This window comes from Catellatospora aurea, from assembly GCF_042663325.1.
In the GTDB taxonomy this organism is placed as follows: Bacteria; Actinomycetota; Actinomycetes; order Mycobacteriales; family Micromonosporaceae; genus Catellatospora; species Catellatospora aurea.
Genome location: NZ_JBHTAC010000072.1, coordinates 16,382 through 32,161, shown reverse-complemented (window position 1 = coordinate 32,161; position 15,780 = coordinate 16,382). Strand labels below are relative to the sequence as shown.

General features: G+C 71.2%; 11 protein-coding genes. 7 read left to right on the top strand and 4 right to left on the bottom strand.

Annotation, left to right across the window (positions count from 1 at the left end):
- Window positions 1-2: 2 nt before the first annotated feature.
- A complete protein-coding gene (locus ACFQO7_RS36595) occupies window positions 3-1,781 on the bottom strand; it encodes a discoidin domain-containing protein (protein ID WP_376810698.1) in 1,779 nt (592 codons plus the stop codon).
- Window positions 1,782-2,428: 647 nt separating this feature from the next.
- On the opposite strand from ACFQO7_RS36595, the gene ACFQO7_RS36590 reads away from it, so the two are divergent.
- Window positions 2,429-6,697: a galactose-binding domain-containing protein gene (locus ACFQO7_RS36590; protein WP_376810697.1), complete on the top strand. Its 4,269-nt coding sequence runs from the start codon at window positions 2,429-2,431 to the stop codon at window positions 6,695-6,697.
- Between the two features lie 103 nt (window positions 6,698-6,800).
- Here the strand turns inward: ACFQO7_RS36590 and ACFQO7_RS36585 are convergent, their stop codons facing one another.
- On the bottom strand, window positions 6,801-7,886 hold the full coding sequence (locus ACFQO7_RS36585) for an alpha/beta fold hydrolase (RefSeq protein WP_376810696.1): 1,086 nt from the start codon (window positions 7,884-7,886) through the stop codon (window positions 6,801-6,803).
- A 176-nt stretch (window positions 7,887-8,062) separates the two neighbouring features.
- Here ACFQO7_RS36585 and ACFQO7_RS36580 point away from each other — a divergent pair, with 176 nt between their 5' ends.
- Window positions 8,063-9,031, top strand: a complete 969-nt coding sequence (locus ACFQO7_RS36580; RefSeq protein ID WP_376810695.1) for an aldo/keto reductase — start codon at window positions 8,063-8,065, stop codon at window positions 9,029-9,031.
- A 149-nt stretch (window positions 9,032-9,180) separates the two neighbouring features.
- Here the strand turns inward: ACFQO7_RS36580 and ACFQO7_RS36575 are convergent, their stop codons facing one another.
- Window positions 9,181-9,441 carry an HPr family phosphocarrier protein gene (locus ACFQO7_RS36575; protein WP_376810694.1) on the bottom strand — a complete coding sequence of 87 codons (261 nt, stop codon included), beginning with the start codon at window positions 9,439-9,441 and terminating at the stop codon, window positions 9,181-9,183.
- Complete coding sequence (gene dhaM, locus ACFQO7_RS36570; protein WP_376810693.1) at window positions 9,425-9,817, bottom strand: dihydroxyacetone kinase phosphoryl donor subunit DhaM; 393 nt, start codon at window positions 9,815-9,817, stop codon at window positions 9,425-9,427. Before dhaM ends, ACFQO7_RS36575 begins: the two co-directional genes overlap by 17 nt.
- Before the next feature lie 94 nt (window positions 9,818-9,911).
- On the opposite strand from dhaM, the gene dhaK reads away from it, so the two are divergent.
- The 5 genes from dhaK (at window position 9,912) to glpK (ending at window position 15,779) form a co-directional block, all read left to right on the top strand.
- Window positions 9,912-10,910, top strand: coding sequence for a dihydroxyacetone kinase subunit DhaK (gene dhaK / locus ACFQO7_RS36565; protein ID WP_361041514.1), 999 nt, complete (start codon window positions 9,912-9,914; stop codon window positions 10,908-10,910).
- Window positions 10,910-11,551: a dihydroxyacetone kinase subunit DhaL gene (gene dhaL, locus ACFQO7_RS36560; RefSeq protein WP_376810692.1), complete on the top strand. Its 642-nt coding sequence runs from the start codon at window positions 10,910-10,912 to the stop codon at window positions 11,549-11,551. The genes dhaK and dhaL overlap by 1 nt, the downstream gene beginning before the upstream one ends.
- On the top strand, window positions 11,548-13,131 hold the full coding sequence (locus ACFQO7_RS36555; protein ID WP_376810691.1) for a putative PEP-binding protein: 1,584 nt from the start codon (window positions 11,548-11,550) through the stop codon (window positions 13,129-13,131). Before dhaL ends, ACFQO7_RS36555 begins: the two co-directional genes overlap by 4 nt.
- 225 nt (window positions 13,132-13,356) lie before the next feature.
- On the top strand, window positions 13,357-14,223 hold the full coding sequence (locus ACFQO7_RS36550; protein WP_376810690.1) for an MIP/aquaporin family protein: 867 nt from the start codon (window positions 13,357-13,359) through the stop codon (window positions 14,221-14,223).
- 38 nt (window positions 14,224-14,261) lie between these two features.
- On the top strand, window positions 14,262-15,779 hold the full coding sequence (glpK, locus tag ACFQO7_RS36545; protein WP_376810689.1) for a glycerol kinase GlpK: 1,518 nt from the start codon (window positions 14,262-14,264) through the stop codon (window positions 15,777-15,779).
- The last annotated feature ends 1 nt before the right edge of the window (window position 15,780 follow it).

Here is a 15,780-nt window from a genome sequence, read left to right as displayed (position 1 = left end):
GGTCAGGAGGCGTACGCCTCCAGCTCGGAGATCTGGCCCGCCGGCCAGCCGGTGTTGGCGGTGAAGTTGAGCCGCACGTACCGCACCGTGGCCGAGGTCAGGGCCACGTCGACGGTGTTGGCGGCGGCCGGGTCGAACAGGCGGCCGGCGGCGGCCGACAGCGGGTGCCAGGTCACGCCGTCGGTGGAGCCGTGCACGGCGATCTGCTGCGTGCGCGCGCCCCAGCCCGGGGGCAGTTTCAGCACGGTCCGGCTGACCGGGACGGCGCCGCCGAGGTCGGTGGTGAGCGTCTGCGGGAACGTGTTGTTCACGCTCTCCCAGTAGCTGCCCGCGTTGCCGTCGACGGCGTTGCCCGCGGGGAAGCCGCCGTTGGTGCTGGACGCGGTGACCGGGCGGTTCAGGGCCAGGTTGACGGTCGGCGACTGCGGGTCGGTGGTGGCGGTGACGGTGCTGCCGGGACCGGAGATCGCTCCGGCGGCGTCGCGGGCGCGTACGTAGTAGGAGTAGGTGGTCGCCGGGGTGAGGCCGGTGAGGGTGACCGAGGTGCCGGAGGGGGCGGCGACGACGTTGTCGGTCGCGCCCAGCTCCTGGTAGACGGTGTAGCCGACGACGCCGACGTTGTCGGTCGAGGGCGACCAGGACAGCGAGACGCTGGTCGCGGTCTTGCCGGTGACGGTGAGGTTGCCGGGCGCGGTCGGCGGCACGGTGTCGCCGGGCCCCGAGCGGTTGGCGAACTCGGTGGCCCAGTAGCGGGTCCGGGTCAGGTACGCGGTCTCGGCGGCGGCGCCGGACAGGCCGTACGCGCCGTCGAAGGTCTGGTAGCCGAAGCCCGCGGGCGGGGTGGCGTGCGCGGGTTCGATGGACGAGCCCTCGTGCCACTCGTTGAACGACGTGATCGACACCCAGTCGGGCAGGCCGCCGGTCGCCGGGGTCAGGGCGTTGTTCCACTGCAGGTCGTAGGTCGCTCCGTTCGCGCGGCCGACGGTCGGAGTCGTGTTGCCGGGCACGGCGCGGTCGTCGAGGTAACCCGGTGCGACCGACGGGGCCCAGATCAGGCCGTTGGCCTTGCAGAAGGCGCTCGCGTTCGCCCAGCCGGGCGCGGTGGACCCGGCGATGCCGTCGTAGGTGTACATGCCGCCGAAGTGGGCGACCTTCGAGGTGTCCGTGGTCTGCGCCAGGATGATGTTGGTGCTCTTGAGCGGCGCGATCGGCGACCAGTCGGCGATGAGCAGGCTCTCGAAGACGTAGAACGCGGGGCGGTCGCCGTGCGCGGTGTCGCGGTAGTAGGCGGGGCTGGAGCCGTACCTGCTGTTGAGGTAGTTGATGTCGGCGACGGTGGAGGCGGCGGTGCGGCCGGCGTAGGGCTCCAGGTGCCAGGCGACCTTCAGGCCCTGCGCCGCGGCGGCGGCCAGCACGCCCGCGGCCAGGTTGTCCTCGTAGGAGCCCTGACCCCACCAGCTGTAGACGAGCACGCCCGCGCCGGACTGGCGGATCCACTGCATGTGCTGGGCGACCGCGCCCGCGTAGTCGCCGGAGTCGTACGCGCCGAGCTTCGGGTACAGGTTCGCGCCGACGTCGGCGGGCGGGGTGTGGCCGCCCTGCTGCCAGTGCCGGTACTGGCCGTACACCGCCGGGTTGCCGTACCAGGAGTAGTAGAAGACGTGCACGTTCGGCGACGGCGGCGGGTCGGCGGCCGACGCGCCGTGTGGTGCCGCGGTGAGCGTGGCGGCCACCGTCAGCGCGGTGAGCAGCACGCGTAGGGGCCGTGTCCAGACGGACATGACGGTCCTCTCCGTTACGGGGTCGGGACGGTTCGGTTGCCCCGGAGCGCCTGCGACGCGGCCGGGGGAGCGGGGTAGGCAAAACCTTAGATACGTGTTCGCAAAAACTCTAGAGTCCTGTGCAAGTTTGCAATGCCAATAGAAACGTTGCGGACGGTGACGGCGCAACGGTTGCCGTCGCGGCGGGCGCGTGAGACGGGCTGCCCGGGTTCGCGGACCGCCCCTGCTCATCCGCGTGTGGCGATGCGATCGGCCGTCCACAACAGAGACTTGCGAGATCAGTGGTCATGAGTGGGCGTCACCGGCGGTGACCGGTGCTGGTCGCGGCGGGGTCGTGGCGGTACGCATACGAAATGATCACCGTCCGTCCTCACCCGACGGTTGCTACGTTTTTTGCATTGGACTGTGGACTTCTAACTACCAAGGCTCTAACGTTTTGCTACCACAGTCAGAAACACCGATGACTTGAAGTCGTAACAGGCAGGTGGCTCCTCGGCCGTGGCGGCGTGTGCGCGTGAGCTGGCACGTCGCCGCAATCCGCTCCGGCCGGGTCGCCTTCCGCACCACGGGGTGGCCGTCGTTCCACGGCGGCGACCGCGGATTCGCGGCGGGATGAACGCAGGAGAGGTAATGCAGGGAGGAGTGCAGTGAAACTCAAGAATGTCCGGATCAGGCTGCTCGCGACGGTCGTCGCCACCAGCCTGGCTGTCGTGGCGGGGCCGACGTCACCGGCCTCGGCCGCCGGAGGGCCGAACCTGGCCGCCGGCAAGACGACCTCGGCGAGCAGCGTCAACGGACCCTACGTGACCGGCAACCTGGTGGACTCGAACCAGGGGTCCTACTGGGAGAGCTCCGGCGCCTTCGCCCAGTGGGCGCAGGCCGACCTCGGCAGCACCGTCAGCATCGACCAGGTCGTGCTGAAGCTGCCCGCGGGCTGGGGCGAGCGCACCCAGACGCTGTCCGTGCAGGGCAGCACCAACGGCACCTCGTTCAGCACGATCGTGGCCTCGGCCGGGTACAACTTCCAGCCGGGCTCCGGCAACGTGGTGACGATCAACTTCACCGCGGCCAGCACCCGGTACGTGCGGATCAACATCACCGCCAACACCGGCTGGGCGGCCGCGCAGCTGTCCGAGCTGGAGGTGTACGGCGCGGGCGGCGGCTCGTCCGGCAACCTCGCCATCGGCAAGGCGATCACCGAGAGCGGCCACGCCGACGTGTACGGCGCGGGCAACGCCAACGACGGCAACCAGGGCACGTACTGGGAGAGCGTGAACAACGCGTGGCCGCAGTGGCTGCGCGTCGACCTCGGCTCGACCGTGAGCGTGAACCGGGTCGTGCTGAAGATCCCGAGCGGCTGGGGCGCGCGCACGCAGACCCTCGCCGTGCAGGGCAGCACCAACGGCAGCACGTTCGCCGACATCGTGGCCTCGACCGGGTACAACTTCACCGGCTCGAACACCGTGACGATCGACTTCGCCACCGCGTCCACCCGGTACGTGCGGATCAACATCACCGCCAACACCGGCTGGCCGGCGGGCCAGATCTCCGAGTTCGAGATCTACGGCCCGACCACCGGTGACACGCAGGCCCCGTCCACGCCGGGCAGCCTGGCCTACACGCAGCCCGCGTCCGGCCAGATCCGCCTGACCTGGAACGCCTCCACCGACAACGTCGGCGTCACCGCGTACGACATCTACGCCAACGGCGACCTGCTGACCAGTGTCAGCGGCTCGACGCTGACCTACACCGACAGCCGGCCGGACAGCCAGACCGTTTCCTACTACGTGCGGGCCCGCGACGCGGCCGGCAACCAGTCGGGCAACAGCAACACGGTCACCCGCACCGGCCAGACCGGCGACACCCAGGCGCCCACCGCGCCCGGCAGCCTCGCCTACACCCTGCCCGCCTCCGGCCAGATCCGGCTGACCTGGACCGCGTCGACCGACAACGTCGCCGTGACCGGGTACGACATCTACGCCAACAGCGCGCTGCGGGCCAGCGTGAACGGCTCGACCCTGACCTACACCGACAGCCAGCCGGACACCGCTACGGTCAGCTACTACGTGCGGGCCAAGGACGCGGCGGGCAACATCTCGCCGATGAGCAACATCGTCACCCGCAACGGCTCCGGTGGCGGCGGCACCAACCAGGCGCTCAACAAGCCGATCACCGACAACGGCCACACGCACATCTTCGCGCCGGAGAACGCCAACGACGGCGACCTCACCACCTACTGGGAGGGCAGCACGTCGCCCAACCAGCTCACCGTGGCGATGGGCTCCAACGTCGGCGTGTCCTCGGTCGTCGTCAAGCTCAACCCCGACGCCGCGTGGGGCGCCCGTACCCAGACGTTCCAGATCCTGGGCCGCGAGCAGAGCTCGTCGTCGTTCGTCAACGTGGTCTCGTCGGCGGCGTACAACTTCAACCCGGCCACCGGCAACACGGTGACCGTCAACGCCTCCGGCAGTTACGCCGACATCCGGCTCCAGTTCACCGGCAACACCGGCGCCCCCGGCGGCCAGGTCGCCGAGCTCCAGGTCATCGGCACCCCGGCGCCGAACCCGGACCTCACCGTCACCTCGGTCACCTGGTCCCCGGCCTCCCCGGTGGAGACCGACGCGGTCACCCTGAGCGCGGTCGTCCGCAACGCGGGCACCAACACCTCGGGCGCGACGAACGTCAACTTCTACCTGGGCACCACCCTGGTGGGCGCCGGCTCGGTCGGCTCGCTGGCCGCCGGCGCGCAGACGACGGTCAACGCCAACATCGGCACCCGCACCGCCGGCTCGTACGCCGTCACCGCGAAGGTCGACGAGGCCAACAGCGTCATCGAGCAGAACGAGGCCAACAACAGCCTCATCGCGTCGAGCAACCTCACGGTCAGCCCGGTGCAGTCCTCCGACCTGGTGGCGAACCTGAGCTGGACGCCGAGCAACCCGTCGGCCGGCAACACCGTCACCTTCTCGGTGGCGATCAAGAACCAGGGCACCATCGCCTCGGCGAGCGGCGCGCACGGCATCACCCTCACCGTGCTCAACGAGGGCGGCACCGTGGTCCGCACGCTGACCGGCTCGTACTCCGGGGTGATCAACGCCGGGGCGACGTCGAGCGCGGTCAACCTGGGCACCTGGACCGCGGCCAACGGCCGGTACACGGTCCGCGTGGTGCTGGCCAACGACGGCAACGAGCTGGCGGTCAAGCAGGCCAACAACACCAGCAACACGCCGCTGTTCGTCGGGCGCGGCGCGAACATGAACTACGACATGTACGAGGCCGAGGACGGCTCGACCGGTGGCGGCGCGACCGTGCTCAGCCCGAACCGCACGATCGGAGACCTCGCCGGTGAGGCCAGCGGCCGCCGCGCCGTGACCCTCAACGGCAACGGCCAGTACGTGCAGTGGACCACCAAGGCGCAGGCCAACGCGCTCGTCGTGCGGTTCTCCATCCCGGACAGCTCCGGCGGCACCGGCACCACGTCGACGCTGAACATCTACGTCAACAACACCTTCCACAAGGCGATCACGCTGACCTCGAAGTACTCGTGGCTCTACGGCGCGGAGGCGGGGCCGAGCAACTCGCCCGGCGCCGGCGCGCCGCGTCACCTCTACGACGAGGCCAACATCCTGCTGGACTCCACCGTCCCGCAGGGCGCGACGATCAAGCTGCAGAAGGACGCCGCCAACGCGGGCACGTTCGCGATCGACTTCATCAACCTGGAGCAGGTCAGCCCGCGGGCCAACCCCGACCCGACCCGGTACAAGGTGCCCACCGGCACCTCGCACCAGGAGGTCCAGAACGCCTTCGACGCCGTCCGGATGGACACCACCGGCACCTTCGTCGGCGTCTACCTGCCCGCCGGCAACTACGAGACGGCGCAGAAGTTCCAGGTCTACGGCAAGCCCGTCAAGGTCGTCGGCGCGGGCATGTGGTACACCCGCTTCCACACGCCCACCGGCCAGGAGAACACCGACGCCGGCTTCCGGGTGGAGAGCAGCGCCAACGGCTCCTCCTTCGAGCACCTGGCGTTCTTCGGCAACTACACCATCCGCCAGGACGGCCCGGGCAAGGTCTGGGGCGAGCTGAGCCAGGTGAACAACCTGACGTTCGACAGCGTCTGGGTCGAGCACACGGTCTGCGGCTGGTGGGGCGTCAAGGTCAGCGGCTGGACGGTCAAGAACAGCCGGGTCCGCGACACCTTCGCCGACGGCATCAACCTGACCAACGACTCCACCAACAACCTCGTCACCAACGTCGAGGGACGCGGTAACGGCGACGACGCGTTCGCGCTGTTCTCCGCGATCGACTCCGGTGGCTCGGTCGGCAACCACGGCAACGTCTTCGAGAACCTCTCGGCGACACTGACCTGGCGGGCCGCGGGTCTGGCGGTGTACGGCGGCTACGACAACGTGTTCCGCAACCTGTACATCGCGGACATGTTGACATACTCCGGCATCACGATCAGCTCGCTGGACTTCGGATACCCGTTCGTCGGGTTCGGGACCACGCCCACACGGTTCGAGAACATCTCGCTCGTGCGGGCCGGTGGACACTTCTGGGGCAACCAGACCTTCGGCGCCATCTGGGTCTTCGCGGCCTCGAAGGAGTTCCGCGGGATCCGGGTGACCGATGTGGACATCGTCGACCCGACGTACTCCGGCATCATGTTCCAGTCGAAGTACCCGGAGCAGCAGCTCGTCACCGACACGATCTTCACCAACGTCAGCATCAGCGGCGCGCAGAAGAGCGGTGACGCGTACGACGCCAAGTCCGGCATCGGCATCTGGGTCAACGAGATGCCCGAGGCGGGTCAGGGTCCGGCGAGGGGTTCGGCCACCTTCAACAACCTGACCTTCAGCAACAACTTCCAGAACATCCGCAACACGACCACCACCTTCACCCTCAACATCAGCTGACACTGACCGGGTAAGGGCAAAGGAAGGGCACCTTCTTAACGCTCCGCGTTGTAGAAGGTGCCCTTCTTCACGTCCTGAGGCGGTGAGCTGCGGGTTCGTGCGGCTACCGCAGCTGGTCGGCGTCGATGACGGCCTGGGCGAACGGACCCGGGGCCTCCTGGGGCACGTTGTGGCCGATGCCCTGCAGGGCGCGGTGCTGATACGGCCCCGTGAACCGGACCCGGTACGCCGCACCGTCGCCCGGCGGTGTGAACGGGTCCACCTCGCCGTCGAGCGTGATCGTGGGAACCGCGATCGTCGGGCCCTTGGCCAGTTGCGCCTCCAGGCCGTCGTGGCGCGGGTCGCCCTGCGCCAGGCCCAGCCGCCAGCGGTAGTTGCCGATCACGATCGGCACGTAGTCGGGGTTGTCGAAGGACGCCGCCGTCCGGTCGAAGGTCGCGTCGTCGAACTTCCACGTCGGGGAGTTGAACGTCCAGATCAGCTTCGCCAGGTCGTGCCGGTTCTTGTCGAGGCCGAGTCTGCCGCGCTCGGTGCTGAAGTAGTACTGGTACCACCACGCCCACTCGGCCTTCGGCGGCAGCGGCTGCTTGTTCGCCTCCCGGTTGGTGATCAGGTAGCCGGTCACCGAGACCAGCGCCTTCACCCGCTCCGGCCACAGCGCGGCCACGATGTCGGCGGTGCGCGAACCCCAGTCGTACCCGGCGAGCACCGCCTGCCGGACGCCCAGCGCGTCCATCAGCGCGACCAGGTCCAGCGCGAACGCCGACTGCTCGGCGGTGCGGGGTGTGGACGCGTTCCGGAACCTGGTCGTGCCGTGGCCGCGCAGGTGCGGGGTGATCGCGCGGTAGCCCTGCGCGGCCAGCAATGGCGCGACGGCGGTGTAGCTGTGGATGTCGTACGGCCAGCCGTGCAGCAGGAACACCGGGCGGCCGTCGGCGGGACCGGTCTCGACGTAGCCGACGTTCAGCTCGCCGGCGTCGATCTGGCGTACCGGACCGAATTCCGGCTGTGCCCGGGTCCCCATGTCCGGCACGGTCGCGCCGGGGCGGCCGCGTCCCGGCAGCGTCCCCGAAGTGGGAACCGCGGCACGGCCTGCGGCCTCGCTCGCGGCGGGTGGCGCGGCCAGGCCGCCGAGGGCGGCGACCGCGCCGGAGCCGAGGATCTTGCCGAACGTACGCCGGTCGACCATCCGGATCCTCCCCTGAGGTGTCGACGGAGGTGAGCGCGTGCGGGAAAGCCACCGCGGCGTGGACACGCGCGGACTCGTATGCCCAGCTCGGAGGCTACCTGCCAGGGCCGCGGCGCGAGCCGGTTCCGCGGGATGTCGGATCGACGGCCACCCGGGGCAGGCGGAATGATGTAGGCATGTCGCTGGAACGGCTCGATCTGAGCAGCCCCGTCGCCCGGATCGGGTTCGGGCTGGCCGCGGTGGGGCGGCCGGGATACATCAACCTGCACCGGGAGCGGGATCTGCCCGCCGGGCGGACCGTCGACGAGCTGCGCGAGCGTACGTACGAGCTGCTCGACGCGGCGTACGCGGCCGGGGTGCGCTATGCCGACGCGGCGCGCTCGTACGGCCGCGCGGAGGAGTTCCTGGCCGGGTGGCTGGGCGCGCGGGACGTGCCCGACATGGTGGTCGGGAGCAAATGGGGGTACACGTACACCGCCGACTGGCGGGTCGAAGCGGCGGTGCACGAGACCAAGGACCACGGGCTCGCCACGTTCGATCGGCAGCTGGCGGAGACGCGGGAGCTGCTGGGGGAGCGGCTGGATCTGTACCAGATCCATTCGCTGACCGTGGAGAGCCCGGCGCTGACCGATACCGCGCTGCACCGGCGGCTGGCCGAGCTGGCCGCGATCGGGGTGACCGTCGGGTTTTCCGCCAGCGGGCCGCGGCAGGCCGACGCGATCGACGCAGCGCTGGCCATCGAGGTCGACGGGGTGTCCCTGTTCCGCAGCGTGCAGGCGACGTGGAACGTGCTCGAACCGTCCGCGGGGCGGGCGCTGGCCGCGGCCCGCGCCGCCGGCTGCCGGGTGCTCGTGAAAGAGGCGATGGCCAACGGTCGGCTCGCCGAGCCGTCGCCGGAACTCGGCGTGCTCGCCGACGTCGCGGCGGAGGCGGGCGTGTCGCAGGACGCCGTCGCGCTGGCGGTGGTGCTGGCCCAGCCGTGGTCGGGCGTGGTGCTGTCGGGGGCGGCCACGACCGCGCAGTTGGCGACCAACCTCGCCGCGGCCCGGGTACGCCTGTCCGACGAGCAGCTGGCGCGGCTGTCGGCGCTGGCCGAGCCCGCCGAGCAGTACTGGAAGCACCGCGCCACCCTGCCCTGGCAGTGACACCACTGGCCTGCGAAGCTGTGCGCCGCGAACGGGCGGCTCCAGTCCCCAATCCGCGCGGAACGCCCGACGAACCCGCAGGTCACGACGGGTAGCCCGTTAAGAAGATGCCCTTCCTCTACGCAGAGCGATGGGAAGGTGCCCTTCCTTCAGGCGGTCGTGCGGAGGGCGGTGGCTACGGCTTCGGCGGCGGCGGGGGCGTCGGGGCCGGTGGCGCGGACGGTGACGGTTTCGCCGGCGGTGGCGCCGAGGGCGAGGAGGGCGAGGACGCCGCGCGCGCTGGCGGTCTTGGCGCCGTAGGAGATCTCGATGGTGCTGGTGAACTTGGCGGCGGTGACGACGACCTGGCCGGCGGGGCGGGCGTGCAGGTGGGCGGGCAGGACGACGGTCGTCTCAGAGCTTTCGGGCATGCCAGGCCTCCTCGGCGGCGTCGGCGACCGTGTCGAGGTCGGCGCCGGTGGCGGCGATGACGGCGGCGGCGACCGCGCCCTCGACGAACGGAGCGTCGACCAGGCGGACCCCGGGGTCCGGGTGCTGCTCCAGGAGCGCCTTCGCGGTGAGGACGGAGCTGCCCAGGTCGGGCAGGACCAGCACGCCCCCGCCGGAGCCGGCCTCGGCGATCGCGTCGCGGATCAGGTCGTACGAGGTGCCCAGCCCGCCGTCGTCGTCGCCGCCCGCGACGGTCACCGCGACCGTGTCGCCGGCCACCTGCCGTAGCAGCTCGCGCAGCCCCGCGGCCAGATCGGCGCTGTGCGAGACGAGGACCAGGCCAACGGTGCCGTTCATGTGGGGATGGTAGCCCCGCGGACCGGTAAACCGGGCACACTGCGCCCGGTCGGGGCAGGATGGACCTGACGACGCCCGTGAAGGGAGCCCGGCCGTGAAGAAGTTCATCAACCATCCGGACGCGGTGGTCCGTGAGTCGCTGGTGGGGCTGGCCGCCGCCCACCCGGACCTGCGGGTGGACCTGGAACAGCAGATAGTGGTACGGGCCGACGCGCCCCGGGCCGGCAAGGTCGGCCTGATCTCCGGCGGCGGGTCGGGCCACGAGCCCTTGCACGCCGGTTTCGTGGGGCTGGGCATGCTCGACGCGGCCTGCCCCGGCGAGGTGTTCACCTCGCCCGTGCCGGACCAGATCCTGGCTGCGGCGAAGGCGATCGACGCCGGATCGGGCGTGGTGCACATCGTGAAGAACTACACCGGCGACGTCATGAACTTCCAGCTGGCCGCGGAGCTGTCCGCCGACGAGGGCATCGAGGTGCACTCGGTGCTGGTCGACGACGACGTGGCGGTGGAGGACTCCACCTGGACCGCGGGCCGCCGGGGCACGGGCGCGACGATGCTGGTCGAGAAGATCGCCGGGGCGCTGGCCGAGGAGGGCGGGGACGCGGCCTCAGTGGCCGCGCTGGGCACCCGGGTCAACGAGGCCAGCGCCTCGTTCGCGATCGCCCTGACCCCGTGCACCACGCCCGCGGCCGGGCGGCCCGGCTTCGAGCTGGGCGAGGACGAGATGGAGGTCGGCGTCGGCATCCACGGCGAGCCCGGCCGCCGCCGGGAGAAGCTGCTGCCCGCCCGCGACATCGCCACGATGACGCTGGAGGCGATCCTCGCCGCGAAACCCGTCGCCGCGGGCGAGGACGCGATCGTGCTGATGAACGGGCTCGGCGCGACCCCGCTGATCGAGCTGTACCTGCTCTACGGCGAGTTCGCGGGGCTGCTGGAGTCGGCCGGGGTGCGGATCGCGCGCAACCTCGTGGGCAACTACGTGACCAGCTTGGACATGGCGGGCATGTCGCTGACGGTGTGCCGGGCCGACCCGGAGCTGCTGCGGCTGTGGGACGCCCCGGTGCGCACCCCGGCCCTGCGCTGGGGGGTCTGATGGACGTCGCGCTCGCCAAGGCCTGGCTGGACGCCGCCGCGGACGCCATCGCGGCCCAGGCCGACCAGCTGACCACGCTGGACGCCGCGATCGGCGACTCCGACCACGGCGTCAACATGAACCGCGGCTTCGGCGCGGTGCGCACCGCGCTGGCCGGGGCCGCACCCGACGGCGTCGGCGCGGTGTTCACGCTGGCCGGGTCGACGCTGGTGTCGAAGGTCGGCGGGGCGGCCGGGCCGCTGTACGGCAGCGCGCTGCGGGCACTGGGCAAGTCGCTGCCGGAGGGGCCGGAGGTGGACGCGGCCGCGTTCGGGGCGGGGCTGCGCGCCGGGCTGGAGGCGCTGCGCAAGCTCGGCGGGGCCGCGCCCGGCGACAAGACCATCGTGGACGCGTACCTGCCCGCGGTCGACGCCTACGACGCGGCGCTGCGCGAGCACGCCGGGGACGGCGACGGCGGGCTGGGCGCGGCCGCCCGCGCCGCCGCGCAGGCCGCGGCCGAGGGCATGCGGGCCACGGTGCCGCTGCAGGCCCGCAAGGGGCGTGCGTCGTACCTCGGCGAGCGCAGCATCGGGCACCAGGACCCGGGCGCCACCTCGACCTGGCTGATCTTCCAGGCCCTCGCCGACACCGCCGCGCCATGAGACCCGAGGTCTACTGCGGGACGGCGGGCGCGCCCGGGATCGCGGTGGGCAAGCTGCGCCATCTGGCGTACGGCACCAACGGCGAATCGGCGACCGCCACCCCGGACCAGGTCGGGGCGGCGTTCGGGGCGATCGCGGCCCGGCTGCGCCGCGACGTGCAGAGCATGCGCGCCCGGGGCGAGAACGGCACGCCCGCCGACATCCTGGAGGCGACCGCGCTCATCGCCGACGATCCCGACCTGCGCTCGGCCGCGATCGGCGAGGTCGAGAACGGCACCCCGGCGGACCGGGCGGTGCTCGACGCGGCGGAGCGGTACGCGAACGTGCTGGCCGCGCTCTCGGACCCGACGCTGGCGGCCCGGTCCGCCGACGTGCGCCAGATCGGCCGCCGCGTGGTCGATCAGTTGCGGATGGGCGGCGGCCCGGCCCCGGTGCCCGACGACGAGCCGGTGATCCTGGTCGCCGAGGAGCTGGGCGCCGACGACCTGCTCGACCCGTCGGCCACCGTGGTGGGCGGGGTGTCCCGGCTCGGCGGGCCGAACGCGCACGTGGCGATCGTGGCGCGGGCGCTCGGCGTGCCGCTGCTGTTCGGGGTGAACGTGCCGACGTCGTCGGCGGGCCGGGAGGCGGTGCTGGACGCGGTCGTGGCGACGCTGACGGTGTCCCCGACGGCGCAACGGCTGGAGGCCGCCCGCCGGTCGGCGATGGTGGCGCGTCGGCGGCGCGAGGAGCTGGCGGCGTTGCGCGGCCAGCCGGCGGTGACCCTGGACGGCACCCCGGTGACGCTGCTGGTCAACGTCTCCACGGCGGCGGACGCGGTGGCGGGCCTGGCCGCCGGGGCGCAGGGGTCCGGGCTGATCCGCACCGAGGTGGCCTTCCTGAACACGCGGCACTGGCCGACCCGCGCCGAGCACGCCGCGGCGCTGCGGCCGGTGCTGGCGGCGCTGGCCGGGCACCGGGCGACGGTGCGCACCCTCGACTTCGCGCCGGACAAGCTGCCGCCGTTCCTGTGGGGCACCTCGTCGCGCCATCGCGGGCTGGAGCTGATGCTGGACAACCCGCATGCGCTCGCCGACCAGTTCGCGGCCATCCTCGACGAGGCCGACGGCGCCCAGCTGCGGGTCATGATCCCGATGGTGGTCTCGGTGGCCCAGCTGGCCCGCTGCCGGGAACTGCTCGGTGCGGCCGCGGCCGAGCGCGGGGTGCCCGCACCGCCGCTGGGCGCGATGATCGAGCTGCCCGAGGCGGTGGAGTCGGTCGACGAGCTCGCGGCCGCGGCCGACTTCCTGTCGATCGGCAGCAACGACCTGACCGCGGCGCTGCTCGGGCTGGACCGGCGTGATCCGGCGCTGACGCCGGGCCGGATCGCCGAGCCGGTGGTGCTGGCGGCGGTCACGGCGGTGGTGCGCGCGGGCCGCCGGCACGACCGGGACGTGTCGGTGTGCGGCGACGCCGCCGGTGACCCGGCGCTGGTGCCGCTGCTGCTGTCGACGGGCTGCCGGACCCTGTCGGCGGCCCCGACGGCGCTGGACGAGGTGCGCGCCGCGGTTCGTGACACGACGCTGGAGCCCGGCGAATAATGCCCATCTAGTACGCATCGCCCCCGACGAACGCATTCCAGGCAGCGGGTATCGGAGAGCGATCCAGGCGGGACGCGAATCGTTCTATGCTGGACAGGTAGCGCGAGTGGATCACCGTTTTCGGTGGTCGGCGGCGGTTTTCCTGCCGCGACGGCACACGATGTGAATGCGCGCCGCACGGCCTCGCCGCCCCTACCCGCGGACACCACTGGGGGGCGGACAGACATGGCAAGTTCTGGGACCGTAGAGAAGGCGAAACCCACCGCAGGGCTGTGGCGCGAGCTGAGCGCGGAGTTCGCGGGCACGATGATCCTGATCCTGTTCGGCGTCGGCGTGGTGGCGCAGGTGGTCGCCGGCGGGCTGGGCGATCACGACAGCATCGCCTGGGCCTGGGGCCTGGGCGTCACGCTCGGTGTCTACACGGCCGCGCGGATCAGCGGCGCGCACATCAACCCGGCGGTGACCTTCTCGCTGGCGATCTTCAAAGGATTCCCCTGGATCAAGGTCGTGCCTTACATCATCGCGCAGTTCCTGGGCGCGTTCGTGGCGGCGCTGATCGTGCGCTGGAACTACACCGAGATGCTGCACGCGGTGGACCCCGGCCTGACCATGAAGACGCAGGGGGTCTTCTCCACCCTGCCCGGCAACGGCTCGCTGCCGATCGACATCTGGGGCGCGTTCCGCGACCAGATCATCGGCACGGCGATCCTGCTGTTCATGGTGCTGGCGCTCACCGACCTGCTCAACCTGCCGCCGCTGGCCAACCTGGCCCCGCTGATGATCGGCCTGCTCGTGGTCGCGATCGGCATGGCCTGGGGTACCGCGGCCGGCTACGCGATCAACCCGGCCCGCGACTTCGGGCCTCGGCTGGCGTCTTATCTGACCGGTTACGAGTCCGCGTTCAGAGATCAGTATGGGAATCTCTATTTCTGGGTGCCGATCCTCGGGCCGCTCATCGGCGGACCGCTGGGCGCCTGGCTGTACCACCTGTTCATCGGCCGGTATCTCACGGCCGAGCAGGTGGAGGAGGCGGTCACGCCGGTCGGCACGGTCGGCGTGAAGGAGTCCGGCACGTCCGAGAACAACGCGTGAGAACAGCGACCGGCACGTTCAGTGGAGAGGGACGCGAGATGGCTGACTTCGTGGGTGCGATCGATCAGGGGACGACGAGCACACGGTTCATGATCTTCGACCGGGGCGGCAACGAGGTCGGCAAGCACCAGCTCGAGCACAAGCAGTACCTGCCGCAGGCGGGCTGGGTGGAGCACAACCCGCTGGAGATCTGGGAGCGGACCAGCGCCGTCGTCCGCACGGCGCTGGCCCAGCGCAAGTTGCAGGCCTCGGACCTGGCCGCGGTCGGCATCACCAACCAGCGCGAGACGACCGTGGTCTGGGACCGCAGGACCGGGCGGCCCTACTACAACGCGATCGTGTGGCAGGACACCCGCACCGACCGCATCGCCGCGGCGCTGGACCGCGACGGCCGCGGCGACACCATCCGGCGCAAGGCCGGGCTGCCGCCCGCGACGTACTTCTCCGGCGGCAAGATCCAGTGGATCCTGGAGAACGTCGACGGCGTACGCGAGGCCGCCCAGCGCGGCGACGCCCTGTTCGGCAACACCGACACCTGGACGCTGTGGTACCTGACCGGCGGCTCCGACGGCGGCGTGCACATCACCGACGTGACCAACGCCAGCCGCACCATGCTGATGAACCTGGAGACCCTGGACTGGGACGACGAGCTGCTGTCGTTCTTCGACATCCCGCGCGCGATGCTGCCGGAGATCCGGCCGTCGTCGGACCCGTCGCTGTACGGCATGACCCGGGCGGGCGGCCCGTTCGCGGGAGAGATCCCGCTGCCGGCGTCGCTGGGCGACCAGCAGGCGGCCACGGTCGGCCAGGTGTGCTTCTCGCCCGGCGAGGCCAAGAACACCTACGGCACCGGCAACTTCATGCTGCTCAACACCGGCACCGAGCTGGTGCGCTCGAAGTCGGGCCTGCTCACCACGGTCTGCTACAAGTTCGGCGACGAGCCCGCGGTGTACGCCCTGGAAGGCTCCATCGCGGTGACCGGTTCGGCCATCCAGTGGCTGCGCGACCAGCTCGGCATCATCAGCGGCGCGGCGCAGAGCGAGTCGCTGGCCCGGCAGGTCGAGGACAACGGCGGCATCTACTTCGTGCCCGCGTTCTCGGGCCTGTTCGCGCCGTACTGGCGCTCCGACGCACGCGGGGTGATCGTGGGCCTGTCCCGCTTCAACACCAACGCGCACCTGGCCCGCGCCGCTCTGGAGGCGATCTGTTACCAGTCGCGCGACGTGGTCGAGGCGATGGAGAAGGACTCCGGGGTGGCCCTGGAGTTCCTGAAGGTCGACGGCGGCATCACCGCCAACAAGCTGTGCATGCAGCTGCAGGCCGACATCCTCGGCGTGCCGGTCAGCAAACCCGTGGTCGCCGAGACGACGGCGCTGGGCGCGGCGTACGCGGCCGGGCTCGCCGTCGGGTTCTGGCAGAACACCGACCAGCTGCGCGAGCAGTGGCACGAGGACCAGCGCTGGGAGCCGACGTGGACCGACGAGCAGCGCGAAGTGGGCTACCAGGGCTGGAAGAAGGCCGTCGAGCGGACCCTGAACTGGGTCGAGGTCGGGTAAG